Origin of the sequence: Zobellia nedashkovskayae (assembly GCF_015330125.1) — a bacterium.
GTDB lineage: Bacteria > Bacteroidota > Bacteroidia > Flavobacteriales > Flavobacteriaceae > Zobellia > Zobellia nedashkovskayae.
Map to the genome: position 1 here is coordinate 3707279 of NZ_JADDXR010000002.1, position 25910 is coordinate 3733188.

The 25910-nt window shown below is 37.0% G+C and carries 19 protein-coding genes; 10 read left to right on the forward strand and 9 right to left on the reverse strand.

Annotated elements, in window-relative coordinates:
- Positions 1-50: 50 nt before the first annotated feature.
- The 3 genes from IWB64_RS15125 to IWB64_RS15135 are packed head-to-tail and all read right to left on the reverse strand — an operon-like array spanning position 51 to position 2204.
- Positions 51-1139: a DUF4097 family beta strand repeat-containing protein gene (locus IWB64_RS15125; RefSeq protein ID WP_194534799.1), complete on the reverse strand. Its 1089-nt coding sequence runs from the start codon at positions 1137-1139 to the stop codon at positions 51-53.
- On the reverse strand, positions 1123-1662 hold the full coding sequence (locus tag IWB64_RS15130) for a hypothetical protein (protein ID WP_194534800.1): 540 nt from the start codon (positions 1660-1662) through the stop codon (positions 1123-1125). Before IWB64_RS15130 ends, IWB64_RS15125 begins: the two co-directional genes overlap by 17 nt.
- A complete protein-coding gene (locus IWB64_RS15135) occupies positions 1662-2204 on the reverse strand; it encodes an RNA polymerase sigma factor (protein ID WP_226975907.1) in 543 nt (180 codons plus the stop codon). Before IWB64_RS15135 ends, IWB64_RS15130 begins: the two co-directional genes overlap by 1 nt.
- A 238-nt stretch (positions 2205-2442) precedes the next feature.
- Here IWB64_RS15135 and IWB64_RS15140 point away from each other — a divergent pair, with 238 nt between their 5' ends.
- Positions 2443-4851 carry a TonB-dependent receptor gene (locus IWB64_RS15140; protein ID WP_194534801.1) on the forward strand — a complete coding sequence of 803 codons (2409 nt, stop codon included), beginning with the start codon at positions 2443-2445 and terminating at the stop codon, positions 4849-4851.
- Between the two features lie 4 nt (positions 4852-4855).
- Positions 4856-5701, forward strand: coding sequence for a DUF4249 family protein (locus IWB64_RS15145; protein ID WP_194534802.1), 846 nt, complete (start codon positions 4856-4858; stop codon positions 5699-5701).
- Positions 5702-5895: 194 nt separating this feature from the next.
- Here the strand turns inward: IWB64_RS15145 and IWB64_RS15150 are convergent, their stop codons facing one another.
- Positions 5896-6702 carry a DUF1853 family protein gene (locus IWB64_RS15150; RefSeq protein ID WP_194534803.1) on the reverse strand — a complete coding sequence of 269 codons (807 nt, stop codon included), beginning with the start codon at positions 6700-6702 and terminating at the stop codon, positions 5896-5898.
- 152 nt (positions 6703-6854) lie between these two features.
- Here IWB64_RS15150 and IWB64_RS15155 point away from each other — a divergent pair, with 152 nt between their 5' ends.
- The 3 genes from IWB64_RS15155 (at position 6855) to IWB64_RS15165 (ending at position 11077) form a co-directional block, all read left to right on the forward strand.
- A complete protein-coding gene (locus tag IWB64_RS15155) occupies positions 6855-8252 on the forward strand; it encodes a Gfo/Idh/MocA family protein (RefSeq protein WP_194534804.1) in 1398 nt (465 codons plus the stop codon).
- 119 nt (positions 8253-8371) lie between these two features.
- Positions 8372-9529, forward strand: a complete 1158-nt coding sequence (locus IWB64_RS15160) for a vWA domain-containing protein (protein ID WP_194534805.1) — start codon at positions 8372-8374, stop codon at positions 9527-9529.
- A 78-nt stretch (positions 9530-9607) separates the two neighbouring features.
- A complete protein-coding gene (locus tag IWB64_RS15165; RefSeq protein ID WP_194534806.1) occupies positions 9608-11077 on the forward strand; it encodes a magnesium chelatase in 1470 nt (489 codons plus the stop codon).
- 71 nt (positions 11078-11148) lie between these two features.
- Here IWB64_RS15165 and IWB64_RS15170 read toward each other — a convergent pair whose 3' ends face one another.
- Entirely contained in the window at positions 11149-12510 is a 1362-nt protein-coding gene (locus tag IWB64_RS15170; protein WP_194534807.1) for a Kelch repeat-containing protein, read from the reverse strand.
- Between the two features lie 336 nt (positions 12511-12846).
- On the opposite strand from IWB64_RS15170, the gene IWB64_RS15175 reads away from it, so the two are divergent.
- The 3 genes from IWB64_RS15175 (at position 12847) to IWB64_RS15185 (ending at position 18897) form a co-directional block, all read left to right on the forward strand.
- The gene (locus IWB64_RS15175; RefSeq protein ID WP_226975908.1) at positions 12847-15165 is read left to right on the forward strand and encodes a chondroitinase-B domain-containing protein; all 2319 of its coding nucleotides are present in this window, start codon (positions 12847-12849) and stop codon (positions 15163-15165) included.
- Between the two features lie 122 nt (positions 15166-15287).
- Entirely contained in the window at positions 15288-16346 is a 1059-nt protein-coding gene (locus IWB64_RS15180) for a polysaccharide lyase family 7 protein (protein ID WP_194534808.1), read from the forward strand.
- 223 nt (positions 16347-16569) lie between these two features.
- Positions 16570-18897, forward strand: coding sequence for a chondroitinase-B domain-containing protein (locus IWB64_RS15185; protein ID WP_194534809.1), 2328 nt, complete (start codon positions 16570-16572; stop codon positions 18895-18897).
- A 95-nt stretch (positions 18898-18992) separates the two neighbouring features.
- On the opposite strand, the gene IWB64_RS15190 is transcribed toward IWB64_RS15185, so the two are convergent.
- A complete protein-coding gene (locus IWB64_RS15190) occupies positions 18993-20486 on the reverse strand; it encodes a sensor histidine kinase (protein WP_194534810.1) in 1494 nt (497 codons plus the stop codon).
- A complete protein-coding gene (locus IWB64_RS15195) occupies positions 20483-21181 on the reverse strand; it encodes a response regulator transcription factor (protein ID WP_194534811.1) in 699 nt (232 codons plus the stop codon). Before IWB64_RS15195 ends, IWB64_RS15190 begins: the two co-directional genes overlap by 4 nt.
- 238 nt (positions 21182-21419) lie before the next feature.
- Between IWB64_RS15195 and IWB64_RS15200 the strand changes: the two genes are divergently transcribed.
- Positions 21420-23783 carry a T9SS type A sorting domain-containing protein gene (locus IWB64_RS15200; RefSeq protein WP_194534812.1) on the forward strand — a complete coding sequence of 788 codons (2364 nt, stop codon included), beginning with the start codon at positions 21420-21422 and terminating at the stop codon, positions 23781-23783.
- Between the two features lie 102 nt (positions 23784-23885).
- On the opposite strand, the gene IWB64_RS15205 is transcribed toward IWB64_RS15200, so the two are convergent.
- Positions 23886-24368 carry a hypothetical protein gene (locus tag IWB64_RS15205; RefSeq protein WP_194534813.1) on the reverse strand — a complete coding sequence of 161 codons (483 nt, stop codon included), beginning with the start codon at positions 24366-24368 and terminating at the stop codon, positions 23886-23888.
- Positions 24369-24563: 195 nt separating this feature from the next.
- A complete protein-coding gene (locus IWB64_RS15210; RefSeq protein WP_194534814.1) occupies positions 24564-25001 on the reverse strand; it encodes a hypothetical protein in 438 nt (145 codons plus the stop codon).
- 74 nt (positions 25002-25075) lie between these two features.
- Between IWB64_RS15210 and truA the strand changes: the two genes are divergently transcribed.
- Positions 25076-25873, forward strand: a complete 798-nt coding sequence (gene truA, locus IWB64_RS15215) for a tRNA pseudouridine(38-40) synthase TruA (RefSeq protein ID WP_194534815.1) — start codon at positions 25076-25078, stop codon at positions 25871-25873.
- Positions 25874-25910 lie beyond the last annotated feature (37 nt).

Sequence of the window (25910 nt, forward strand, 5' to 3'; positions counted from 1 at the left end):
AGAAAGTAAATTTTATAGTTTTTACCAACCACTCAATTCTAAAATCTACTTTACAACTCCTTTAACAAAACCACACCTTTTTTACCGGTAATAGAAATATGACCTTGTGCATTTTTACCGTACATTGCTTTTATTTCACGAAGTTTTTTGCCTTTGTCCAGCATCTCCGAATCTACATCATGAAACGTTTTAGGTAGGCGTACAAGACCTTCTTCCAGTACAGCATTGAATTCGTGAGGGAAATCTGTGATATTAAGACTTACTTCAGATGATTCTTGTTCAATAGTAATATTCGCTCTTGGAGTTTGAATATAGTCTACCGTAAAATCTGATACTTTTAAAATCAAATCGATATCTTTTGCTAATCTTCGCAATTGAATATTACTAAATTTTATCACTCCGTAAAGTGTGCTTACTTCTTCTAAATCAACTTCATCTTTATTGGAATAGAACTCTAAGGAACCAACCACATGCATATCTATTTCGCTACCATTACTATTTAGGCGCATGGTACTTGAATCGTCCATATCCAATCTTCCGTTTTTTAGATTTAGATTACCATAATTGATGTTTTTGGCTCTTAGCTTTCCATATTTCAGGGTAATGTCGGCTTTATTTAAATTTTCATTTATCCACATATCACCATGTTGAACATCGGCTTCTAAAACACCTTGCCAACCTTCGATAAAAACATCTCCAAATTTGTTTATGATTTCTATTTCAGCCTTTTCGGGCATGTATACTTTGTAATCTATTTGAACATTACTTCGGTCAAAATCAAACGGGTTTGCTTTTTCAAAAAGGTTGGAAAAGAATCCTGAATTGTTTTCTCCAATCTCATAACCAACGGATAAAAAATCATCGCTTTCGCGAAGAATAGGTCTAATTCGCTCTAGAAGCTCTTGGGCGTTGTCTCTTTTTTTATGGGTAACGGTAATATTCACTGTAATGGAAACTTCATTTTTGGTCCATCCGTAAATATTAATATTACCATATTTATTGTCTAAATGAATTTCGCCTGCGTTGGTAAACCCGTAGGTCTTGGTTACCTTTTTAGACACTTTTTCCTGGGCCATGACTGGAAGGCCAAAGACGAGCACCGCAACAAAAAGGAGCAGTTTTTTATAAAGTGTATCCATAATCCTCATCTTTTAATTTTGATTCGTTTAGCTGTCGCAATAGGTTCTCTATAAGCTCTATGCGCTTTCTGTAGTTAGAAACAATAGCTTCTAATACAAGTTCATTATCTAAATTGTTCTTCATCTCCAACTTCAACTGTTCATATTCGATATCTAGTTCATCCATAAAGGATAAAAACTCTTCTTTATCTGCGTCTGATAGCTTGTCATTATTCTTAACCAATTGTACTTGGTAGGATACCAAGCCCTTGTAATGCATATCTATATCCTGTAATTCTTTGGATACAAAATTGTTCTCATTCGTAGAGCCATTTAGAAACGAGATACCGATCAGCCCAGAAATTCCTAGGATAACAAGTACAGTTGCCGCAATACGCAGCATAGGCGATTTCCATAGCGGGATTACTTTAGGTTTAGAAGGTTCAAGTTGGGCCTCTATATTTGCCCAAAGCTTGGCGCGATCTGCCTTTTGGCCATCAAAAGCCTCTTTATTGGCCCTGATATGTTTTTCAAAATTGTCCATTATAAGGTGTTTATAATTTCAACTAGTTTCTTTTTTGCCCTGTGATATTGTGATTTGGAGGTTGATGTTGTAATGCCCAACACTTCACCAATTTCTATATGGTCAAAGCCTTCCAGTAAATACAGGTTGATAATATTTTTGTAACCTAAAGGCAGTTTTTCAATACCCATCTTAACTTTTTGAATATCAATTGCATCTACCGGGTCATTATGTATTTCTTCCGTTAGATGATACTCATGATCATCCATGGCGGCTAAAGGAAGACGCTTCACTTTTAGATGATTTAAGCTTTTGTTGATGACTATCCGTTTAAGCCATGCTCCAAAAGTTGACTCATATTTAAAGCTGTGCAGATTTTTAAAAGCATCTACAAAACTGTCTTGCACAATGTCTTCAGCATCTTCTTTGACCCCTAAAAATCGCATCCCAATGTTATACATAGCATCTACGTAGAGCTCGTACAGCTGGTACTGCGAGTTTCTATCGCCAGACTTGCTGCTTTCAACAAGTGACTTATGCGTAAAACGGATTTCGGTTTTCAATTAATTAAAGAGGGTTATTTGTTCTCTACAATTAGGTTTCAATAGCAAAGACAAGCAAAAGTTGCAAGGGTTGCATTTAGGGAGGAATATTTTAATGCTAAGATATTAATATAATAGGATTTATATTTTTCTGATTTACTAGCTTCGTACTTATATAATTGGAGAAAAAAACAAAGAGATGCAACCTTATCAAAGTTTAGTTGTCCATAGAGGTGTTCATCAATCGAAATAAAATAAAATGATCAAAAAAAGAATTCAAAAGGTGGTTAGGCAAAGGATAAAGAACTTTTTAAGCCTACTGCTATTGCTTATAAGCGCCTATAGTATGGCGCAGGAAAACTATACCGTAAGCGGAAAAATAACTGACCAAGTGAATGGTGAAACCCTTTTTGGTGCATCCGTATTCTTGGAAGGGACAACAATAGGAGTGGTGACTAATGAGTATGGATTTTATTCCATTACGGCTCCGGAAGGTAACTATCGCCTACATATTTCTTATATGGGGTATTCAGACAAATACCAAGCGGTTACATTGGATAAAAGCCAGCAGTTCGATTTTGAAATTTCAGAAGCCTCAACCGAGCTGGAAGAAGTAGTGGTTAGTGCAGATGAACCAGAAAGAGCCGTTTTGCGAAAACCGGAAATGAGTGTTGCTAAAATGAATATAGCAACTGTCAAGCAAATGCCCGTTGTTTTAGGTGAGGTAGATATTCTAAAGTCATTACAGATGCTTCCTGGGGTTACCAATAATGGAGAAGGTACTGGTGGGTTTCATGTACGAGGTGGCGCAGGTGACCAGAACTTGGTGTTATTGGATGAGGCCATTATTTACAATACTTCGCACATGTTCGGTTTCTTTTCTGTGTTTAATGCAGATGCTATAAAAGATGTTAAATTGTACAAAGGAGGAATTCCTGCTAGGTATGGCGGTAGAGTATCTTCGGTTTTAGATGTCCGTCAGAAAGATGGTAATAGCAAGCAATTTGCTGCAACGGGAGGAATTGGAATCATATCTAGTCGTCTTGCGCTAGAAGGACCGTTGTTCAAAGAGAAAGGTTCATTTTTAATAGCGGGAAGGCGCTCATATGCCGATTTATTGTTAAAAGCTGCAGGTGAGGACAACAGTGTCAGCTTTTATGACTTAAATTTAAAAACGAATTACAAAATAAATACGAACAACAGACTATATCTCTCTGGTTATTTTGGAAGGGATTCTTTTGAGCTAGGAGAGAATTTTGAAAGTAGTTATGGTAATTCAACAGGGAATTTGCGTTGGAACCATATTTTTAACGACCGGCTTTTTTCGAACCTTTCAGCAGTCTATAGTAAGTATGATTATGATTTAGGAATTACTACTGCAGAGTTTGATTGGGTTTCTTCCATCACAAATTATAACCTGAAGTATGATTTTAAATATTATTTGAGTGATAAGTTTAAACTAGATTTTGGGGCAAGTGGTATTTATTATGATTTTGATCCAGGGAAAATCAGTCCAACTTCAGAAACTTCAGCGGTAAATCCATTTACATTAGATAGTAAAAAAGCAATAGAAAGCGGAGTCTATATTAATGCGGAACATAAATTTACCGATAAGTTAACCGCCCAATACGGGTTGCGTTATAGTGGATTTACAAGACTTGGTGGGCAGGCAATGGTTGATTATGCCAACGAACAACCTGTAGTCTATAATCCCACTTTGGATATCTATGAACGAGGAACCGCAATAGGGGAGACCAATTATGAAAAAGGAGATGCCATAGAAAAATTCGGAAATTTTGAACCTAGAGCATCTCTGGCGTATGTTTTAAATGACAACTCCTCCTTAAAAGCAGGTTTTTCGCGAGTTGCTCAATATATTCATTTGCTATCTAATACTTCTTCTGCTACACCATTGGATGTTTGGGCACCAAGCGGCCAATTTATAAAGCCACAATTATCCAATCAATATGCATTAGGATACTTCAGGAACTTTAAGAATAAAGTATATTCCATGGAGGCCGAAGTCTATTTTAAAAATACAGATAATAGAATCGATTATATTGATGGGTCTGATCTAATAGGGCAAAATACCATAGAAACCGAAATCTTAACAGGGGAATCAAGAGCGTATGGTCTTGAACTCTTATTACGAAAAAATGAAGGCGACTTCACGGGGTGGATTGCATATACTTTGTCAAAATCAGAACAACGAACTCCAGGTGGTATTGCCGGTGGATTAGGAATTAATGATGGGGATTGGTATAACACCCCTTATGATAGAACCCATGATATTTCTATTTCTGGGGCTTATAAGATGAATGATAAATTAAGTTTTGGTGCCAATCTTGTATTTCAGACCGGTAGGCCGGTAACCTACCCAAATGGGCAGTATGAATATGAGGGTATTTCTGTGGCTAGTTATGCGGATAGAAATTCTGATCGTTTACCGTCTTATCACCGCTTAGATTTATCGGTTAATTACAAACCGAATCGTAAACCGGAAAAACGTTTTAAAGGGGAGTGGGTTTTAGGTATCTATAATACCTATAATCGTAAAAATGCCGCATCTATTTCTTTTGGTCAGAATTTAGAGACTGGAGCGAATGAAGCCACCAGAACGGCTATTTTTGGAATCGTTCCTTCGATAACTTATAATTTTAAATTTTAGAAACATGCACAACTATATAAAAATCATCGTATTAATTTTAATGACATCAATTATGTCTTGTACTGATGTTATTGATGTGGAAGTACAAGAAGGACAATCCCGATTGGTAATTCAAGCCTCTTTAGACTGGGAAAAGGGTACTACTGGAAACGAACAGGTCGTAAAATTGAGTACATCTACCGAATTTTTTGAAACTACTAGTAACACAGCTGTTACAGGCGCATCTGTTTCTGTAACTAATGATGTAAGCGGTGCTGAATTTGTCTTTACAGGCCAAAATAATGGAGAATACACTACTTCTGAATTCGTGCCTATATTAAATGAATCATACACCCTTACAGTTATTCATAACGGAGAAACCTATACTGCAAATGAAACAATGATGACGGTTACGGAAATCACAGATTTATACCAAGGACTTGAGGATGGTTTTGATGATGAGGAACTAGAGCTACATGTAGAATTTACAGATCCCGAAGACGAGGATAATTTTTATCTTTTTAAATTCCAAAAGCAAGGAGATTTACTGCCAGAATTTGAGGTAGGTGATGATGAATTTGTAAATGGAAACGAACTTGACTGGTGGTATGAAATTGAAGAAGATGAAGACACAGATAAAATAGAAGCTCTTGCTCCGGGGGATGTGGTGACCATAGAAATGTACGGTATTTCAGAAGCTTATTATGGTTATATGGATATTTTAATAGATCAAATAGGTGGTGTAGGTATTTTTTCTGCCACGCCAGTAGCTGTAAAAGGAAACTGCATCAACCTAACAAACCCAGATAATTACGCGCACGGCTATTTTAGATTGACAGAAGTAAACAAAGCAAGTTATACGTTTGAGTGAGTGCTCAGTATAGAGTAGTTGGTATAGAGTAGTTAGTATAGAGTAGTTAGTATTGAGTATTAAGTATTTATTATTTAGTACAATGTATTAAATAATGAAGGAAGAAAGAGTGAAGTCTAAAAACTAGGTCTAGCAATCGAAGACGGCCTTTTGGAGCACTCAATACTTTGTTCTAAATACTCAATACTGATAGATTACCACCAAACCACGAAAAACTTTTCGAACTCGGTATCGGATTTTTTCATCCAGAGCATAGGTGCATTTTCATTTAGGTTGCGCAAGTTTACTTCCATTAAGGTTTCAAAATGAGATGACCAACGTACTTTTTTATGGGGTTCAATTACCCATTCAGATTTGCTAGGAATGTAGTATTTATGAGGCTTAAATGCATTCTTTTCAAATTCATTGAACCTTAACCAATAGCCGTATATACATTCTTTGTTTAATGGGGTAATGTCCACTGTATTATTTGAGAAAGGCGTATAGAGTTGTGCCTTAAAACACGCCTGGTGCTCAATCTCTCCATGGTTTATTCCTGTTTCAGATAATGTTCTAATCCCACTTTCGGAATGTAAAAGAGCAAATTGTTTGTCTTTTATTTTTTCCATTTTCGTAAAGAACATATCTCTACGATTCGGTCCAATTAATCGGTGGATGGGTTCTGAAATCGTGGGGTCTATAATATAGAATTTATAGGTCAGTTCCACGTGAATCAGTTTTTTTGTCTCTCTGTTTTTAAGGATGAAATCGATTTCGCCAATGGTACGTTTTTCATCTTTTACAGGTTGGTTACTTAGGACCAGGTCATAGGTGCTGTTTCGTATTAAAAGTTGAGTAAATACATGTTCCATTTGATGACCTAAACGCAATTTTTTTAAAATGGGCTTTGGAAGAAATCTGTTCATATTCAATTCTGGAAAAACAAATTGCTCTATCCCAAATTTCTCACCCGTCCACAAGACTGGCGTATTTAAAAATCCTAAACATTGTTCTTTTATCATCTTTTACGAAGATATGTTCTCTAAATGTGCTGTCAAAAAAATAAACGGCACTTTGTAAGACTTTGTTAGTGACAGCTCCAAAAGGGTTCAGATTAGGTAAAACTTCTTTATATTGTAGTTTCATATCTACAACAACTCACAAAAAAAGACAGATGAACTCAAATAGAAGAAATTTTCTAAAAAAAACATCATTGGTGGGAGCGGGCATTGCTCTAACACCAAGTATTTCCCAAGCTAATTTTCTAGGATCGGAGCGCCCTTTTTCTTCGCAATACATGGGTGACTTTAAAGCCCCAAAATTAGATAAAGTACGTTTTGCTTTTATTGGTGTAGGTGAAAGAGGTTCTGGTCATATAGCTCAAATTGCGGCTATAGAAAATACAGAAGTTGTTGCCATCTCCGATCTGTATGAGGACTTAGCCAAAAAGTCTGCAGATGTATGTAAAGAAGCGGGTAAAGGCCAAAGACATAAAAAGATAAAGTTATACACCGATGGTGAAAACGATTGGAAAAAAATGCTGGAAAAAGAAAAGCCAGATGCCGTAATAATCGCTACTCCATGGGGGTTACACGCACCAATGGCCATAGCGGCTATGAACGCAGGGGCGCATGCTTTTGTAGAAGTCCCAATTGCTTTGTCAGTTAAAGAAATGTGGCAAATTGTAGATGCCTCAGAGAAGACCAAAAAGCACTGTATGATGATGGAAAACGTCAACTATGGTAGAGATGAGTTGTTGTATTTGAATATGTGCCGTAAAGGTGCTATTGGAGAATTATTGCATGGTGAGGCAGCCTATATTCACGAATTACGATTTCAAATGGATCAAGTAGACCGTGGTACGGGATCTTGGAGAACTCCACATTATGCAAATAGAAACGGAAACCTTTACCCTACACATGGCCTAGGTCCTGTGGCGCAATATATGAACGTAGGTAGAACTGATGATAACTTTAAGTTTATAAACTCATTTTCTTCTCCTTCTAAAGGTAGGCATTTGTACGCTGAAAAGAATTTTCCAGCGGATCATAAATGGAACAAACTAGATTATAAAGGAGGGGATATCAATACGTCTATTATAAAGACCGATTTAGGTAGAACCATTATGGTACAATGGGATGAAACAAGTCCACGGCCATACACGCGTCATAATATGATACAGGGGACAAAAGGTACTTTGGCGGGATTCCCAACTCGTGTAGCCATAGAAGGTGGTGTTGAAGGCGCAACTGAAGACCACCATCACTGGGCAGAAGGAGATGGCTTGGCAAAAATCTATGAGAAATATGAACACCCATTATATAAGAGAGTAGGAGACCTTGCTACAAAAATGGGTGGTCACGGAGGAATGGATTTTATGATGCTATTCCGTATTGTAGAATGCTTAAGAAACGGAGAACCTTTGGATCAAAATGTATACGAAGGTTGTCTTTGGAGTGCAGTTGCGCCATTAAGTGAATCTTCTGTAGCAGCCAACGGTGCTCCACAAGAATTTCCAGATTTTACCCGCGGCGCTTGGAAAACTACAGCGCCTCTTGGTATTATAAGTTAAAACATTCTTTCTCTTCAAAAATTAGCGAAGTTGCTATACTTTGGACTGACAATAGCCTGCAACCGTTAACATTTCCTAAAAATGGAGGTGTTAACGGTTTTATTAAGTAATTTTATATAATGGCTATGAACACAAGAAAAGGGTTCCGGTTTTCAACGTATGAAGCACCGGAACAAACTCCTTTCGATAAACTTTTTGATATTTTTCAAGAACTCATAACCCATACCTCGGGTGATTTTGACGAGGCCATAGATTGGCTTCGCGAATTGGATAAGGAGTATGAACTGACGGATGATGAATATACGATTGATGATTTTATTGAGGAGTTAAAGGCAAAAGGATACATTCAGGAAGAATTTGACGATGATGCTGCCGGTGGAGAAGGAGAAGAGGGCGATGAAAATGGTGGGAAAGGAAATATTTCTATTACCGCTAAAATGGAACGCCTTATTCGCCAACGTGCATTAGATCAGATTTTTGGTAAAATTAAACGGAGTGGTTCCGGAAATCACAAAACTGGTAAATCTGGACAAGGAGATGAACATACCGGCGATTTGCGAGAATACCGTTATGGTGATGGTTTAGAACATATTTCAATGACCGAAAGTCTGAAAAATGCCCAAATCAATCATGGTATGGGTAGCTTCACTTTAAATGAAGATGATTTAGTAGTTGAGGATACGCAGCATAAAGCACAGATGAGCACCGTTCTGATGATAGATATTAGCCACAGTATGATTCTGTATGGTGAAGATCGCATTACGCCTGCAAAAAAAGTGGCGATGGCATTGGCAGAGTTGATTACGACTCGCTATCCAAAGGATACTTTGGATATTTTGGTTTTTGGTAACGATGCTTGGCCTATTCCCATAAAGGACCTTCCGTACTTAAAGGTAGGGCCATATCATACCAATACGGTAGCTGGACTTCAATTGGCAATGGATATGTTGCGCCGTAAGCGGAATACCAATAAGCAGATTTTTATGATTACCGATGGAAAACCAAGTTGTTTGAGGCTTCCTGATGGTTCTTATTATAAGAATAGTGTTGGCTTGGATGAATATATAGTGGAGAAATGTTATAACATGGCACGGCAGGCTCGGAAATTACATATTCCTATTACCACCTTTATGATTGCACAAGATGCCTATTTAATGCAGTTTATCCGGCATTTTACGGAAGCCAACAAAGGCAAGGCATTCTTTACAGGTTTACAAGGTTTGGGTGAAATGATTTTTGAAGATTACGAAACGAATAGAAGAAAGAGATTAAAATAGACAAAGCCTAGAGTTCTAAGTATAGGAACAATAAGGGTTTGATTTACTATATAGATTAAGAAAAAGAGATTGCAACATATGAAATTAGATTACAAAAAAATAAAAACTCTTGGCGAATTAAAAGCTGCGGGCTATCAAACAAAAAGTATTAAAGATGAGTTGCGAGACAACCTCATTCAAAAAATAAAGAAGGGGGAAGAAACTTTCCCGGGAGTATGGGGGTATGAAGATTCCGTTATTCCAGAGTTGGAGCGCGCTATTTTATCTCGACATAATATTAATTTACTAGGATTGCGTGGTCAGGCTAAAACTCGTTTAGCTCACTTAATGGTAGATTTATTAGACGAATACATTCCGGTAGTGGAGGGTTCTGAAATTAATGATGACCCTATGAAACCCATGTCTAGATACGCCATGGAACTGATTAAAGAAAAAGGAGATGATACACCAATTTCTTGGTTACATAAAGATGAGCGTTTTGCTGAAAAATTAGCAACACCGGATGTTACCGTGGCCGATTTAGTTGGTGATGTAGATCCTATAAAAGCAGCTAACCTTAAATTGTCTTATGCAGATGATAGGGTAATTCATTTTGGAATGATCCCACGTGCTAACCGCTGTATTTTCGTTATTAATGAACTTCCGGATTTACAGGCACGTATTCAAGTTTCTCTATTTAATATTTTGGAAGAAGGAGATATACAGATACGTGGTTTCAAATTGAGATTACCTTTGGATATTCAGTTCGTGTTTACCGCAAACCCTGAAGATTATACAAATAGAGGAAGTATAGTAACGCCGTTGAAGGATAGAATCGGTTCACAAATATTGACCCATTATCCAGATGATATTGAAACCGCTAGAAAAATCACGGAACAAGAAGCGCATCTTGATGCACGCCAAACGGATTCTGTTTATGTACCGGACTTGGCCAAAGATTTACTTGAGCAGATTATTTTTGAAGCTCGTGATAGCGAGTATGTAGATGCTAAAAGTGGGGTAAGTGCACGAACAAGTATCACCGCTTTTGAAAACCTTTTGAGTACTGCAGAAAGAAGAGCTTTAGTGACAGATGCTAGTAGCACTATGGTACGATTGAGCGATTTTATGGGGATTATCCCGGCCATTACGGGTAAGATAGAATTGGTCTATGAAGGTGAGCAAGAAGGTGCAGATGGTGTAGCGGAAATTTTAATTGATGATGCTGTAAAAAGCCTGTTTCCAAAATACTTTCCCGCGATAAACAAATTGGAAAGAAAAGATGCAGCTACTCCTTATGACGATTTGTTGAGTTGGTTCTTTCAAGGCGAAGGCTTTGAGTTATTAGATGAGTTTACAGATGAAGAATACAAACGAACTTTAGATAGTATTCCTGAACTGAGTCAACTGATAAAGGAGCATCAACCAGATTTTCCAAAGGAAGATATGTACTTCTTGAAGGAATTGGTTTTATGGGGACTTGTATCACATAAAAAACTTAGTAAAAATAGATTCGCAGAAGGGTATCAATTTAAAGACCTTTATGGGAGTTACATAGATGGGTTATAGAAAACCACAGTCTTAAAAAGTAAAAAGCCCTTTCGTTAGAAAGGGCTTTTTTAATATTTGTAGAACTCTAATTACTCAATGACCCATACATCATTGTAATGACTTCTAAGATTATCATCTTGGTCAATATTCAATCCACCAGAGATAAGTATTTTATTTTCGAAAACAGTTGAGGCATGTCCTAATCTTCCGGTATAAGAATCGCTACCGCTCAGTTTATTCCATTGGGTTCCATTATCTGAATACCATACATCTGCGAATGAAACAACGTCTTGCTCCATAGTTTCTTGATTCGTTACTGCTTGCCAGCCACCAATGACCCACATTTTGTTGTCATACACTAAAGAGGTATGATTAGCACGAATTTCAAATACAGATTCAGTAGCTACTTCCGTCCAGTTTATGCCATCTGTAGACGTATAAATATCATTATAGAATAAAGGTGAGAAATCTTGAATTGTAGTTCCCCCCATTAAATACATTTTATCATTAAATACTACCGTAGTATGGTCTGTACGTGGTGAGAACTGTGTGCTAGATGCTGCTTCTGTCCAAGTTATTCCGTCTTCAGAATACCAAACATCATTCATTTGTTCAGTTACCTTAGTTCCACCAATAACCCACAACTTGTTATCATAAACAAGGGTAGAATGACCTTCTCTAGAGCCAAATGGACCGGATAAATCATTCCGTACCCAATCTATACCATTAGTAGAGGACCAGATATCACTAAAACCTCCACCAATAATCCAAAACTTGTTTTTGAAAACGATAGCGGTATGATTGTTTTTACCACCAAATCCAAAAGGATCCTCTGCCACTAACTTCCAGGTTTTCCCATCTACAGAAGACCATACGTCTTTGTAATTTGAGTTGTCGTTTTGACCACCTATCATCCATAATTTACCATTAAATTCTGTAATACTATGATTTCTTCGTTTACTAAATTCCGCATTAGCGGTTAAAGCAGTTTCTGAAAACGTATAACCCTTAGTGCTAAAGCTAAAAATTTCGGTACTTTCGGTTTTACCTCCATTACCATCATTAGCAACAACTTTCCAATAATATACTTTGTTTCGTTCCAAACCTTCGGTTATAGAGAACTCAGTTGCTGTTATATCTTCTGCTAGAATAGTTTCTGGTGATGCTGTTATATCTAAAAGAAGTTTATAGGTAAGCTCGTCACCATCTGGGTCTGTAGCACTAGACCAAGTTAAAAGCGGATTTAAATCAATATCTGCTGCACCATTATCTAAAGTTATAAGATTGAATGCTTCAGGAGCGTTATTTCCAGGTACTTGTTCTTCTTCCGGGTCTTCGCCTTCCGGTTGCTCGGTATCCGTATCTGGGACATCAATTTGTAAATCATCACTAGAACATGCGCCAAAAATCAAAAGGGAAGTACTGATAAATAGTAGGTTTTTAAACTTCATGATAGGGATTTTAGTTATGAGTATATAACTAACAGCCTTATAAAAAAATTTGAAGCGTTAGACCAAGTGTTTCTTCTTTCAGATAAACATCAATTTTAGGCAATAGTAGTCAGGTGAATTGATAAATAAGAATAGTAAATGAAGTTTTGAGTTACCAATTATCGTCAGGAGTAAGGACTAAATCCTTTGTTTAGAAAGATAAATAAACTATATTTGGTAAACCAGTTTGGTAAACCAATTAGACAAGATGACAATTGGATGTAATTACTTAATTTGTATTCGAAATTCTCAACTATTTTAAAGAATCTAATAGAACAACTCTCTCAATACACCTAAATGATGAAAACTAGTTTATTAGTAATAAGTGCAGCTCTTTTATTCTTTTCATTTACTAAAAACCCTGATTATCAAGATGTTTATGTGAAAAACATAGCAGAATTGAATGCCGCAATAGATAGTGCAAGTCCTGGAGATGAGATAATAATGGCCAATGGCGAATGGAAGGATGTACAGATTAAATTTGTAGGTTACGGAACAGAAGAACAGCCAATTACACTTAAAGCTGAAACGGCTGGAAAAGTTCTTATAAGCGGTGTTTCCGATTTAAAGTTAGGTGGGGATTATTTGGTAGTGAGTGGCTTACATTTTACCAATGGTTATTCTCCTTCCCATGCCGTAGTGGAGTTTGCAATTAATAAAGATACGGTTGCCAATCACTCCAAGCTTACCAATAGTGTAATCTTGGATTATAATAAGCCCCAAAAAAATCAAACCGATTTATGGGTTTTATTTCATGGACGTCATAACGAGCTAGAAGGCTGTTATATTGCCGGTAAGGCCAACAGAGGTCCAACGGTAAGAATAGATTTGGCGGGAAACCATAGTGTAAAGAACTACCACAAAATCACTAATAATTATTTTGGTCCAAGACCTCCAAAAGGTGGTCCAAGTGCAGAAACTATACAACTTGGTAATAGTTATACATCAATGGCTCCAAGTTACACCTTGGTTCAACATAATTTCTTTGACCGATGTAATGGCGAAGTTGAGGTTATTTCAAGTAAAACGAACTTTAACGAATTTAGAAATAACGTTTTCTATAAAAGTGAAGGGTCATTGGTTACCAGACACGGAAACTATTGTATTGTAGATGGCAATTATTTTATAGGCGATAAAAATTCTGAGCAAATAGGAGGAGTGAGACTTATAGGAACAGGACATTGGGTAACGAACAATTACTTTTTTGACCTTAAAGGAGATACCTTCAGAAGTCCGTTGGCCATTATGAACGGTATTAAAAAATCGCCTTTAAATAGATATATACAGGTTACGGATGTAGTGGTAGCTTATAACTCCTATATTAATTGCTCCCCTTGGCAGTTTAGCGTTGGTTCTAACGTAGATCAAAAGGATATTCTTCCCGCTAGCGAAATCAGGTCTGAAAGACCTATTCGTACAATTGTGGCCAACAACCTAATCTACAATGATAAAGGTGTTGAGCAAGTTGTAATTGCTCATGATTCTTTGGATGGAATTGATTTTGAAAGTAATATAATTAACAATCAAGGAGTTTCATTTGATAAAATATCGGGTATTGAAGCAGAAGATTTTTCAATTTCGGAATTGGAAGAAAATGTTTGGATTCCACCAGCTGATTTGTCCAGTCCGAAACTTTATAATGGTTTTGAATTTGATTTGATTAAAAAGGATCTTTTTGGGAATTCAAGAGAGGAAAAAAATGATGTTGGGGCGGTTGTAGGTAAACCGGCAGAAAAACTAAATCTAATGGATGTATCTCAGTATGGTCCAGATTGGTATTCTCCAAATTCTGCTAATGACTATGTGCCCAAAACTTATTCCGTTAGTTCAACCTCTAAATTGGTTAGTACGCTCCAGAAAGCAAAAAATGGTGATACCATTGTTCTGACTTCCAACAAGTATAAGCTGAAAACCTCTTTGAAAATTGACAAGATGTTGACCATTCGCTCAGAGGATGTCAATAACAAGGCTATTATTCAATATAACGGTGCGGCAGGAACACCGGCCTTTGAAATGAACCCTAAAGGAAAGCTTACTCTAAAAGGTGTTTACCTTATAGGCGCCAAAGATTTGTACGCGTTCGCAAGCTTAAAGGAGAACATGTCCAGTCTTTATAATTTGACCGTTGTAGATTCCGAAATATCTAATTTTGATTATGTGCTAAAAGCATACAAACATTCATTCTCCGAGTATATTAAGTTTACATCTACTTCTATAAAAAACTGTGCAAATGGTTTAGAACTTTCTGAAGAAACTGATGACCGTGGCGAATATAGTGCAGAGAATATCTTTATAGAGAATTGTCAATTTGAAAATGTTGCCAAAAATGTAGTCGATTATTATAGGGGTGGTTATGATGAATCTACTGTTGGTGGAAATTTAGTTGTTACCAACAGTACATTTAAAAACTGTGGTGCAAATGAAGAAGACGGGATTTTACTTAATACCTATGGTATTATTAATGTAAATCTTTCAGGAAACAAATTTCTGGATAACCCGGTAAAATTCGTTGCCCGACTTTGGGGAGCTAAAAATAATAGTCACTCTAACAACGAAATAAAAAACTCAGGGGAGCTTATCGTAGAAGAAAACCTTCCACTTAAACTAATGTACTAACTAAGTATTCTTTAGTAAACTACCTTGAGGCAAGACCACGAGGCACCAAAAGGAATACACTTTGATTTCGAGGTAAGCCTCGGACCAGTTAATCTCGATTATCGAGTAAAATCAATTTGAAGATGAAAAAATCAGTATTTACCATAGTTACAGTTTTAGCGTTAATCGCTTGTAAGAATAATGCTAAAGTTTCTCCGGATACAAGTTCAGAGGCCACAGATCAAACTGAGAAGGAAACAAAATATCCAAGCGATGTAATTCCTTTTATGGATGAGTGGAAAATTCTTTTAGGAGACGGAACTCGTTCTGAGGAATTAGTAAACTACGAGAAAAAAGATTTTTTCTATGTTGAAAAGGATGATAAAGCGGATTGGGTAGTGTACAAAACCCCTAACTCAGGTATTACTTCTAGAACTTCAAGTAATACAAGAACAGAATTAGGTCAGAAAAAACATTGGATACCTGAAACCGGAGGTAAATTAACGGGGACACTGAAGGTTCAGCATGTTTCTACTTCAGGAGATGCTAGAGTTGCCGCTTCTTATTCCGTAGTAGTTGGTCAAATCCATAGTGACGAAGGACACGAGAACGAACCTATAAAAATCTTTTATAAAAAATTTCCTGGCCATACAAAAGGATCTGTTTTCTGGAACTATGAAATCAATACAGAAGGAGACAATTCAAAAAGATGGGATTACTCAACCGCCATTTGGGGTAATGATATGTCTGTTGTAGGTGAAACCGCTACTACTTATCCCAAAGAACCTGAAAACGGTATTGAATTGGGAGAGGAATTTAGCTATGAAATAAATGTTTATAAAGGTATTATGTATCTTACTTTTTCAAGTGAAGGACATGATACTGTAAAGTTCACAAAAAACTTGCTGAAATCTGATTTCTCTAAAAAATCTGATATTCCACAACAGATATGGACATTGTATGCGTCTATTGGTCGTGACGGTATTGAACGAGAAAATGCGTATGCTGGTGAAATTCAGTATTTCAAACAAGGTGCATACAATCAAACAAATGGCAAATCTCCAGAAGACAATATGGTTTGGAGTACCGGTTCTGAGACGTATGATGGTGATATAGAAAAGCAGTACGCAAATGGATGCTATGCAGAGGTTTGGTTTAAGGAAGCCACTGTTGGTGAAGGTACTTTGCCAATTGAAGAATAGTATTTGTCTCACAGATGCTTTTAATTTTGATTGCTGCTGTTCAGTTTTAAATAGTTCATTCCAAATGTCATAGTCCAATAAACCTTGATTTTATAGAATTGACAATTTCGTGAGATAGAAATCATTTATTTAATTGGATATGGACCGATTTTGTGTTAAAAATTTGTGTGTTTGACAAATATCTGTACTTTTGGTAAACCAGTTTGGTAAACCAATTTAACATATGACACACTTAAACAAATTACTCTCGTTAATTTTAATTATAGTTAGCTGCTCTTTTGCTACAGCACAGCAAAAGGAGACAGTAAATAATGTAGCAGAGTTTGAAGAAATGCTTCAAAAAGTGCAACCAGGAGATAGCATTGTTCTTGCAAATGGCGCATGGATGGATGCAGAACTTTTGTTCGAAGCTAACGGTACAGCAGAAAAGCCAATTACACTTACCGTTGAAGAAAAAGGGAAAGTTACCTTAGAAGGAGCTTCTAATCTAAGAATTGCGGGTGACCACTTAATAGTAAAAGGTCTTGTCTTTAAAAATGGATACACACCAACAAATGCAGTTATCTCTTTTAGAAAAAATAGAGAAGAAATGGCTAATAACAGCCGTTTAACGGAATGTGTTATTGATAATTTCAATAATCCAGAACGTCAAGTGCAGGATTATTGGGTAACGATTTATGGTAAAAACAACCGTATTGATCATAACCATATTTCTGGAAAAAAGAACTTAGGGGTTACCATGATAGTTGGTTTGGACACAGAAGGTAGTAGAGCTAACAATCACCAAATAGACCACAACTATTTTGGTCCTCGTCCAACTTACGGTAATAATGGAGGTGAAACTTTAAGAATCGGAACCAGTCATCATGCGTTAGAGAATTCTAATACGTTGGTAGAGTCTAATTATTTTGACAGAACAAATGGCGAGCACGAAATCATTTCAAATAAATCCTGTCAAAACACCTTCAAATACAACACCTTTTTTGAGTGTACAGGTACTTTAACTATGCGTCATGGAAATGAGACGCTAGTTGACGGTAATGTTTTCATAGGTAATGGAAAACCAAGTACGGGAGGTGTACGTGTAATTAATGAAACGCAAACAGTTACTAATAACTATCATATTGGTTTAACAGGATACCGTTTTAGAGGTGCATTTGTTATGATGAACGGCGTGCCAGATTCACCACCAAATCGTTATGTTCCGGTTATTGATTCTAAAGTAAATAACAATACGTTTGTAAATTGCGAAAACATCCTTTTTGGAGCTGGAAGTGATGAAGAAAGAAGTCAAGCACCAAGAACTTCTGAATTTTCAGAGAATATTATTTATAATGATAGCAAGAAAGACATTTTCACTATTAACGATGATATTAGTGGGATTACATTTAAAGATAATATTTTAGGTGAAAACTCAGAAACAAGTATTAAGTCTGGTTTTAAAAATGCGAATATTAAATTAGTGAAAAACGAGCAAGGTTTTTTAATTCCTACATCAAGGAAAATAAAAACTAAGGTTACGATAAGTCCAAAAATTGCCACTAAGGAAAATACGGGAATAGCATGGTATTCAAAAGCAGATAAGAGTGTAGTATTAAATTCTGGTAAAACATTAAAAGTAGAAGCCGGTATCAATACTTTATATGAAATCGTTAAAAAATCGGAAGCTGGAGATATTATAGAATTAGAAGAAGGTGGAACATACTTATTGACTAAAGCGGTAAAAATAGGCCACCCACTAACATTTAAAACGGTTGGAAAGGAAAAAGCAACCATTTTGTTTGAAAGGATGATGGCATTTGAAATCCAGGATGGAGGTAGTTTATCTTTGGAGAACATCACTTTTGATGGTGCAAAATCTCCTGATTATGCAGGGAATTCGGTTATTAGTACCAGTAAGAATTCTATGTTAGATAATTACAAATTGTTTATTGATAACTGCGAATTTAAAGATATGGTAGTCAACCACTCTTTTGATGTACTAAGAGTTTCTAAAGGTACATTTGCAGACACCATTAGCATTCAGAATTCGACCTTCAAAAAAATTACGGGTAGTATTGCAGCTTTAGATAAAGAGACTGATGATATTGGAGCTTATAATGTAGAATACTTCATTATGAAAAACAATACCATAAGCGAACTACAAGGAGCGGCGCTACGGTTGTATAGAGGAGGAAAAGACGAGAGTACATTTGGCCCATTCTTAGAGGTGGATCACAATGTATTTGATAATGTTGGTTTTGGTAAGAAGAATAAATACAAATCTGCCATATCACTATATGGTGTTCAAGAAACGGATATCAAAAATAATATCTTTAAAGATAGCAAGGCTATTGAAATGCATTTGGTAGTTGGTGAGCCTATAGTTAAAGTGCGTAATAATGCCTTAAGCAATTCTGAAAAACTAATTGTAACAGGGGACCAGAAATACTTTGTAGAAAACCAATGGAACTTAGACCCGGAATTCATAGATGATTCATCATATTCATTAAGTCCTGATTCTCCTTTAAAAGGAAAAGCTACAGATGGTGGTGATTTAGGAGTGAAATAGGAGGGAAGAAACTAGAAAATAGGCACAATAACGTAATATGTTGTTTGCTGAAGTATGAAAGCTGAACACTATTTAGTAGTGTTCAGCTTTTTATTTTATACTTGATAAGCTGGTAGGTGAAATATGAAAGAACTTCCTTCCTTGGGTCTGCTCAAAACGGTAATGGTAGTATCATGTAAATCCATTATTTTCTTAACTATAGCCAAACCAAGCCCGTACCCTTGTTTTTTAGCACTTTTATCAACCTGTTTGTAGCGGTCAAATATAAAAGGCTGTTCGTTCACTGGGATTCCTGTTCCCGTATCGGTAATATTTATTTCTACGTTTTTTCCTTTCTTTTGAAGAGATAAAGTCACTTTGCCATTGGCTTGAGTGTACTTTAATGCATTCTCAATTAAGTTCTGTAAAGCTCTTTCGACAAGACTTACATCTGCAAAAACCATGCAATTTTCTTCTGGATTGTCTAGCTGAAGATTAATCTGTTTCTGTTCTGCTATAACCCTGAATTTAGCAATAAGATCGTGAGAAAGCTCAGTAATGGAGAAAGGTTCTTTCACCGGAGTAACTTGCTCTGCTTCCAATTTAGAATACTCAAAAAGCTGATTTATTAAGTTAGACAGCTTATCTACATTGTCATGGGTAATTTGTAAATATTCTTGTTTTTGCTCTTCTGAAAGGGTATCGTTCTTAATCTGCAACGTTTCAATATATCCCTTTAGAATAGCCAGTGGCGTTCTAAGGTCGTGAGAGACATTGGCAATCAATTCTCTTCGTAACAAATCAACAGATTGCATCTTATCCATATTGCCAACAATACTATCGGCCATTTCATTAAAAGAGTTAGCAAACACTTCAATATCCGAATTTTCAGGATTAGCAATACGTGCTTGCAAATCCCCATCATGAAACTTACGGACTGTCTTTGTAATTAAACGTAAATTTTTAGTCAAGAACCAAATAGCCAAAAGACCAATTACTAAAGAAAATAGCATGGTTAACAAGGTTGCTCCAATACCTAATTTGGTAAAATATTGATTTAAAAGATTGTCACTTACTTCTTGAAATTTTTTACCGGCAAGTACAATGTAAACGTATCCTTCACGACCATCCACAGAGTAGGGTGCTGCTGAAAATATTTTTTGCTCACCTATATTTCGGGGGTCATCGCCAAGAACAAATCGTTCGCCTTTATTTTTTATAAAAAACTCTATAGGAGTTAATGAAACACTTTTGGTCGAACTTTTGTCGCCATGATCAAGTACAACTGAATACAGCACTTCTCCAGTTTCATTTAAAAGATATACTTCAATACTCTGGTTTACGGCCATCATATCGTGCATTAAATCACCAAAAAGAGGTTTGTTAACGCTACCATCTTCAAGGAAAGGAGAAGCATCTTTAAATTTTTCGGCAATTACATGATGGGCAACATCGGCATTCAGCCGCTGCGTGGTTTCTTGGCTATACTTATTGGCAAAATAGCCAGTAATGAATATATAAGAAGCCCCCATTAGTAAGACAAGAAGTATAAAGGCCAACCAAAGTTTTTTGATCAGCTTTGGTGTCAAAGTTTTTTCTTTCTGGCTCATAGTGAGATATCTTCATTAAACTTATAACCAACACCCCAAGTGGTGAGAATAAAGGTAGGGTTGGCCATGTCAGATTCAATTTTAGCGCGTAAACGGTTAATGTGAGAGTTAACGGTATGTTCGTAACCCTCAAAATTATACCCCCATATCATGTTTAGGAGTTCTGTTCTTGAGTAGTTGCGTCCAGGGTTAGAGGCCATTAAAACCAAAAGCTCAAATTCCTTTGGGGAAAGCTCAATTTTGGTATCGTTTAGTAGCACCTTTCTTTTGTCAATATCAATAAAAAGTCCCTCACAAGCAATCGTAGCCGTATTTTCCGCTTTGACTTGTTGTACATCTGTACGACGCATTACAGCTTTAATACGCGCCAATAACTCGCGAATACTAAAGGGCTTTGTGATGTAATCATCCGCACCTATTTCTAGTCCAAGCACACGATCAATCTCTTCAGATTTAGCTGTTAGCATGATAACTGGCGTGTTTTTTTCGGCTCTTAACTTTTTGCAGATTTCCACTCCATCCATACTTGGGAGTGTTAAATCTAAAAGTATAAGGTCGTAATCATGGTTAAGGGCCATGAGTAAACCTTCGGCGCCATCCATTGCCTTAGAAGTCTTATAAATAAGATCGGTAAGGTGAATCTCTAAGAGTTTGATGATTTCTGGATCATCTTCTATAATCAATATTTCTTTCATAATTCAGAGTACGAATGACGTTAAAAAGTATCACATAGTTATCACGGGAAGTCTAAAATAGACAAACGGTAGGTAAGGGGCTAGAATTACCTATGAAACCCTAAAATTATTGATAATGCGATGTTTATGTGGGAAATGTTCACAAAAGTATCACGGAATTAGTCCAAAAGTTTAGCTTTCTGTGACTTCTCGCTTCAATATAACAATTAGTTTGGGTACAAATTAAAAACACGTTATTATGGAAAGAAAACTACTTTTTAAATTGAATGCGAACAACAGACCACGAGCATTGTCTTGGTCTGTACTATTGCTGACTTTAGTCACACTCTTAGTGTCTACTAAAATTTCAGCAAATGATATAATTGAGGGTTCTGATGGAGGAGAAATCAGCGGAGAATCTTTTGAATTTTGTGTTGGGGATAATTATCCGGACCACGTTTCTGGGGTTGCCGTCACTGGAAATAGCGGTGAAAATTCACAGTGGGTAGTCACAGATGAAACGGGAAAAATATTAGGGCTTCCACCTAGTCCAGAAGCAGTTAATTTTGATGGAGCTGGAGCAGGTACTTGTTTTATATGGCATCTTAGTTATACCAATGGCTTGGAAGGTCTAGAAGGAGGTATGAATGTTTCCGGACTAAAAGGAGACTATGATTTTTCTAATTCCGTTAAGGTATATCGCAACCAACCAGATGCCGGTATTTTAACGGGTGGTCCTTTTGAATTTTATGTAGACGGAACTCCCGATATGGTCAGCGGAATAGCCATTACCGGTGAACGTTCGGGAAAGAACAGCACGTTCGTAATCACGGATGAGGATGGAAACATATTGGGAATTCCACCATCTTTGGCTGCGGTTGAAGGCGTTGATTTTGATGGAGCTGGAGCAGGCACTTGCTTGATCTGGCATTTGCGTTATGAAGACGGACTTGAAGGTGCGGAGATGGGGCTTAATGCCAATGACCTTGTTGGATGTTATGATTTGTCCAATCCTATAGAAGTAGTGCGCAAGGAGAAAATGATGGTGGAAGCCGGTGAACTTTCCGGAGGGCCTTTCTATTTCTGCATAGACGGTACGGAGGATATGGTATCCGGAATCAGTATGGGCGGGGAACCCATGGGAACCAATAGTTCTTTTGTAATTACGGACGATACCGGTAAAATATTAGGCCTTCCGCCAACATTGGAAGCTGTGGAAGGCGTAAACTTCGATGGAGCGGGAGCGGGCACTTGCCTGATCTGGTACCTTAGATATGAAGATGGACTAGAGGGTGCCGAAATGGGACTAAACGCGAACGACCTACAAGGAAATTTCGACCTATCCAATCCAATTATGGTAGTACGCAACCAACCAGATGCCGGTATTTTAACGGGTGGTCCTTTTGAATTTTATGTAGACGGAACTCCCGATATGGTCAGCGGAATAGCCATTACCGGTGAACGTTCGGGAAAGAACAGCACGTTCGTAATCACGGATGAGGATGGAAACATATTGGGAATTCCACCATCTTTGGCTGCGGTTGAAGGCGTTGATTTTGATGGAGCTGGAGCAGGCACTTGCTTGATCTGGCATTTGCGTTATGAAGACGGACTTGAAGGTGCGGAGATGGGGCTTAATGCCAATGACCTTGTTGGATGTTATGATTTGTCCAATCCTATAGAAGTAGTGCGCAAGGAGAAAATGATGGTGGAAGCCGGTGAACTTTCCGGAGGGCCTTTCTATTTCTGCATAGACGGTACGGAGGATATGGTATCCGGAATCAGTATGGGCGGGGAACCCATGGGAACAAATAGTTCTTTTGTTATTACGGACGATACTGGTAAAATATTGGGTCTTCCGCCAACATTGGAAGCTGTGGAAGGTGTAAACTTCGATGGAGCGGGAGCAGGCACTTGCCTGATCTGGTACCTGAGATATGAAGATGGTCTTGAAGGTGCCGAGATGGGACTAAACGCCAATGATTTAAAGGGTGATTTCGACTTGTCGAATCCAATCATGGTAGTACGCACAAAGACAGATGCCGGTATTTTAACAGGTGGTCCTTTTGAATTTTATGTAGATGGAACCCCCGATATGGTCAGTGGTATAGCCATTACCGGTGAACGTTCGGGAAAGAACAGTACGTTCGTAATCACGGATGAGGATGGAAACATATTGGGCATCCCACCATCTTTGGCTGCGGTTGAAGGCGTAGACTTTGATGGAGCTGGTGCAGGCACTTGCTTAATCTGGCACCTGCGTTATGAAGACGGACTTGAAGGTGCGGAGATGGGGCTTAATGCCAATGACCTTGTTGGATGTTATGATTTGTCCAATCCTATAGAAGTAGTGCGCAAGGAGGTTCCGGTAATAGAAACAGTATCAAAAGCTTATCCAATACCAGCTTTAGATGTGTTGAATGTTTCGTTGCCTGACTTTACATCTCGTAGTGTTGATGTTTTTATATTTGATACCGCAGGGAACCCAGTATATAGTGGTGCTAGTCAAGTTGAGGATAAGAAAATTGCTCTCAATGTGCAATCAGTGCCGGGAGGTTTATACCTTCTAAGAATTAGCCAGGCAAATGGTAAAACAGTTACAAAGAAGATTGTAATCAAATAACCATTAGATTGTCATTGTATTATGAACAATAGCTATTTTGTTCAAAAAACAAACCCCGTTGTAAAAACGGGGTTTTGTATTTATAAAAGAGTAATTAGGTAGTTATTCCCAAGAATCAATTTGTTGGTTCATGTCATCAAATACATAGGCTCCTACCATATCCCTACGGTATTTAATAGCTAATAAGGTAAGACCTAGTAAAAACAAGTGTAATACAAATATCAATATCCCCATCGGTATAAAACTAGCCGGTATAATATGATTTTCAAAATTCGAGTAACTTGTAAGAATTACAAAAGACTCTATTGTTTTAAAAACATATACCCCAAAAACAGCGTATAGAATATATTCTATATTACGCATCTGCGGATCGGTTAACTCATCTTCTTTGATTTTAAACCACAACACATATAAGAAGGTAATGTGCGACAAGCTCAACAACGGAAATATGTAGTTGTTAGGTTTGAGCAGATAAAACGTATTGGTGTATAGGCCGTAAAAATTAAAAACAATGAGCACGGCAATAACAGCAATAGAAATATTTATAGTTCTTTTCCAGGGGAATATTTTTAAAATAAACTTCATAAAAATTTGTTTTCCAGAGGTTGGTGGTTGAATTAAGGAGACTAAAAAACGTCTTTTTTCCTACTTTATTTAAAATAATCGTTAAAGCGCAGTATGCTTTGTTAATTTTGACAAAAACTATAATTTCTTAATCAATAATCAGAACCAACATACAAAACAGCAATTTTCAATCTAAAACAACTCTTGCTGACAATATTATGAAATCCACCCTTTAGAAGCACTAGAATTCGCAAATAAAAATAGTGCAATGCTAACCACTATGACCATTATAGGTAAGTATATGGCATTGGCCCCGTAAACTTCAAAAGTATTGCTCAAGAAAAACTGATATACGTTTTGGACAAGTACGCCAATTAGCGAAATCAATAGAAGTGTCTTTGCCCATTTTTTTCTAAATACCAAGGCCATACACCCTAGAGCACCCGCCCAAACGGCAATGGCGTAAGCGGAGGTAACCCATATAGGTCTTGATTCATAAAGTAGTCTTTGGTCCTGTGGTAGTTTGCCTATATCCTCAACGCTCATAAAGGCATCCATCAAGTAGGCGGATACGCCCATTAGGTTCCATAAAAGGGCAAGTACGGCAATTATCCAAAACCAAGCAGGTGGCTTAATTTCTGATTTTAAAGTCATTTTTGTTGGTTTTAAAAGGTTGTTCATCACAAAATACAAAAAAAATGGTAGCTTGGTCCTAAAGCGAAAATTGTATGCAAGTTGAACGTTATTGTTATTTAGTACGCCTACAATATTTAGGCTTTCGTTATAGTGGATGGCAAAAACAACCTGGTCAAAAAACAGTAGAGACTATGTTGAGTAAAACCTTAAAGTTTATATTGGACGGTCAAAAGTTTAAAATTTTAGGTGCCGGCCGTACGGATGCCAAAGTATCTGCCTTATCCATGGTCTTTGAACTCTTTATAGAAGGAGAACCTTTAGTAGATATGGAGGAATTCCTACAACTTTTCAATGATAATCTTCCTCCGGATATTAGAGTTTTAGCCATAACAGAAACCGATAGTTCTTTTAACATCATTCAAGATGCAAAAGTAAAAGAATACGTTTATCTCTTTTCTCATGGCAAAAAAAACCATCCTTTTTGCGCACCTTTTTTAGCTAATATCTTAAATCAGTTAGATGTAGACCTAATGCAAAAGGGCGCAGAATTATTTGAGGGAACTCATAATTTCAAAATTTATACGGCCAGATTACAAGAGAACACAAAAACGGAGCGAACCATAATCTCGTGCGAACTAAAGGAAAACAAACTTTTGAAGGCGAATTTTTTTCCTGAAAAAAGTTATGCGCTGCATGTAAGCGGTAAAGGGTTCATGCGTTATCAGATACGAATGATTATGGGAGCTTTAATTCAACTAGGAAAAGGAGAGTTGTCTTTGGTTGATATTCAAGATTCTTTAAAGTCAGAAAGTACCATGAAACTTACCTACGTAGCGCCTGGTTCAGGTTTGCTTTTGTATGGTTTACATTTTGAAAATCAAGAAATCTAGTTACCAACTTCTTACTATATTTATAAAAATTAATCTG

Coding starts and splice junctions, on each gene's coding strand:
- truA (WP_194534815.1), top strand. CDS start 25,076: ATGCAAGTTGAACGTTATTGTTATTTAGTACGCCTACAATATTTAGGC.
- IWB64_RS15170 (WP_194534807.1), bottom strand. CDS start 12,510: ATGAAGTTTAAAAACCTACTATTTATCAGTACTTCCCTTTTGATTTTT.
- IWB64_RS15160 (WP_194534805.1), top strand. CDS start 8,372: ATGGCTATGAACACAAGAAAAGGGTTCCGGTTTTCAACGTATGAAGCA.
- IWB64_RS15165 (WP_194534806.1), top strand. CDS start 9,608: ATGAAATTAGATTACAAAAAAATAAAAACTCTTGGCGAATTAAAAGCT.
- IWB64_RS15205 (WP_194534813.1), bottom strand. CDS start 24,368: ATGAAGTTTATTTTAAAAATATTCCCCTGGAAAAGAACTATAAATATT.
- IWB64_RS15200 (WP_194534812.1), top strand. CDS start 21,420: ATGGAAAGAAAACTACTTTTTAAATTGAATGCGAACAACAGACCACGA.
- IWB64_RS15185 (WP_194534809.1), top strand. CDS start 16,570: ATGACACACTTAAACAAATTACTCTCGTTAATTTTAATTATAGTTAGC.
- IWB64_RS15180 (WP_194534808.1), top strand. CDS start 15,288: ATGAAAAAATCAGTATTTACCATAGTTACAGTTTTAGCGTTAATCGCT.
- IWB64_RS15140 (WP_194534801.1), top strand. CDS start 2,443: ATGATCAAAAAAAGAATTCAAAAGGTGGTTAGGCAAAGGATAAAGAAC.
- IWB64_RS15155 (WP_194534804.1), top strand. CDS start 6,855: ATGAACTCAAATAGAAGAAATTTTCTAAAAAAAACATCATTGGTGGGA.
- IWB64_RS15145 (WP_194534802.1), top strand. CDS start 4,856: ATGCACAACTATATAAAAATCATCGTATTAATTTTAATGACATCAATT.
- IWB64_RS15150 (WP_194534803.1), bottom strand. CDS start 6,702: ATGATAAAAGAACAATGTTTAGGATTTTTAAATACGCCAGTCTTGTGG.
- IWB64_RS15130 (WP_194534800.1), bottom strand. CDS start 1,662: ATGGACAATTTTGAAAAACATATCAGGGCCAATAAAGAGGCTTTTGAT.
- IWB64_RS15195 (WP_194534811.1), bottom strand. CDS start 21,181: ATGAAAGAAATATTGATTATAGAAGATGATCCAGAAATCATCAAACTC.
- IWB64_RS15125 (WP_194534799.1), bottom strand. CDS start 1,139: ATGGATACACTTTATAAAAAACTGCTCCTTTTTGTTGCGGTGCTCGTC.
- IWB64_RS15175 (WP_226975908.1), top strand. CDS start 12,847: ATGATGAAAACTAGTTTATTAGTAATAAGTGCAGCTCTTTTATTCTTT.
- IWB64_RS15210 (WP_194534814.1), bottom strand. CDS start 25,001: ATGACTTTAAAATCAGAAATTAAGCCACCTGCTTGGTTTTGGATAATT.
- IWB64_RS15190 (WP_194534810.1), bottom strand. CDS start 20,486: ATGAGCCAGAAAGAAAAAACTTTGACACCAAAGCTGATCAAAAAACTT.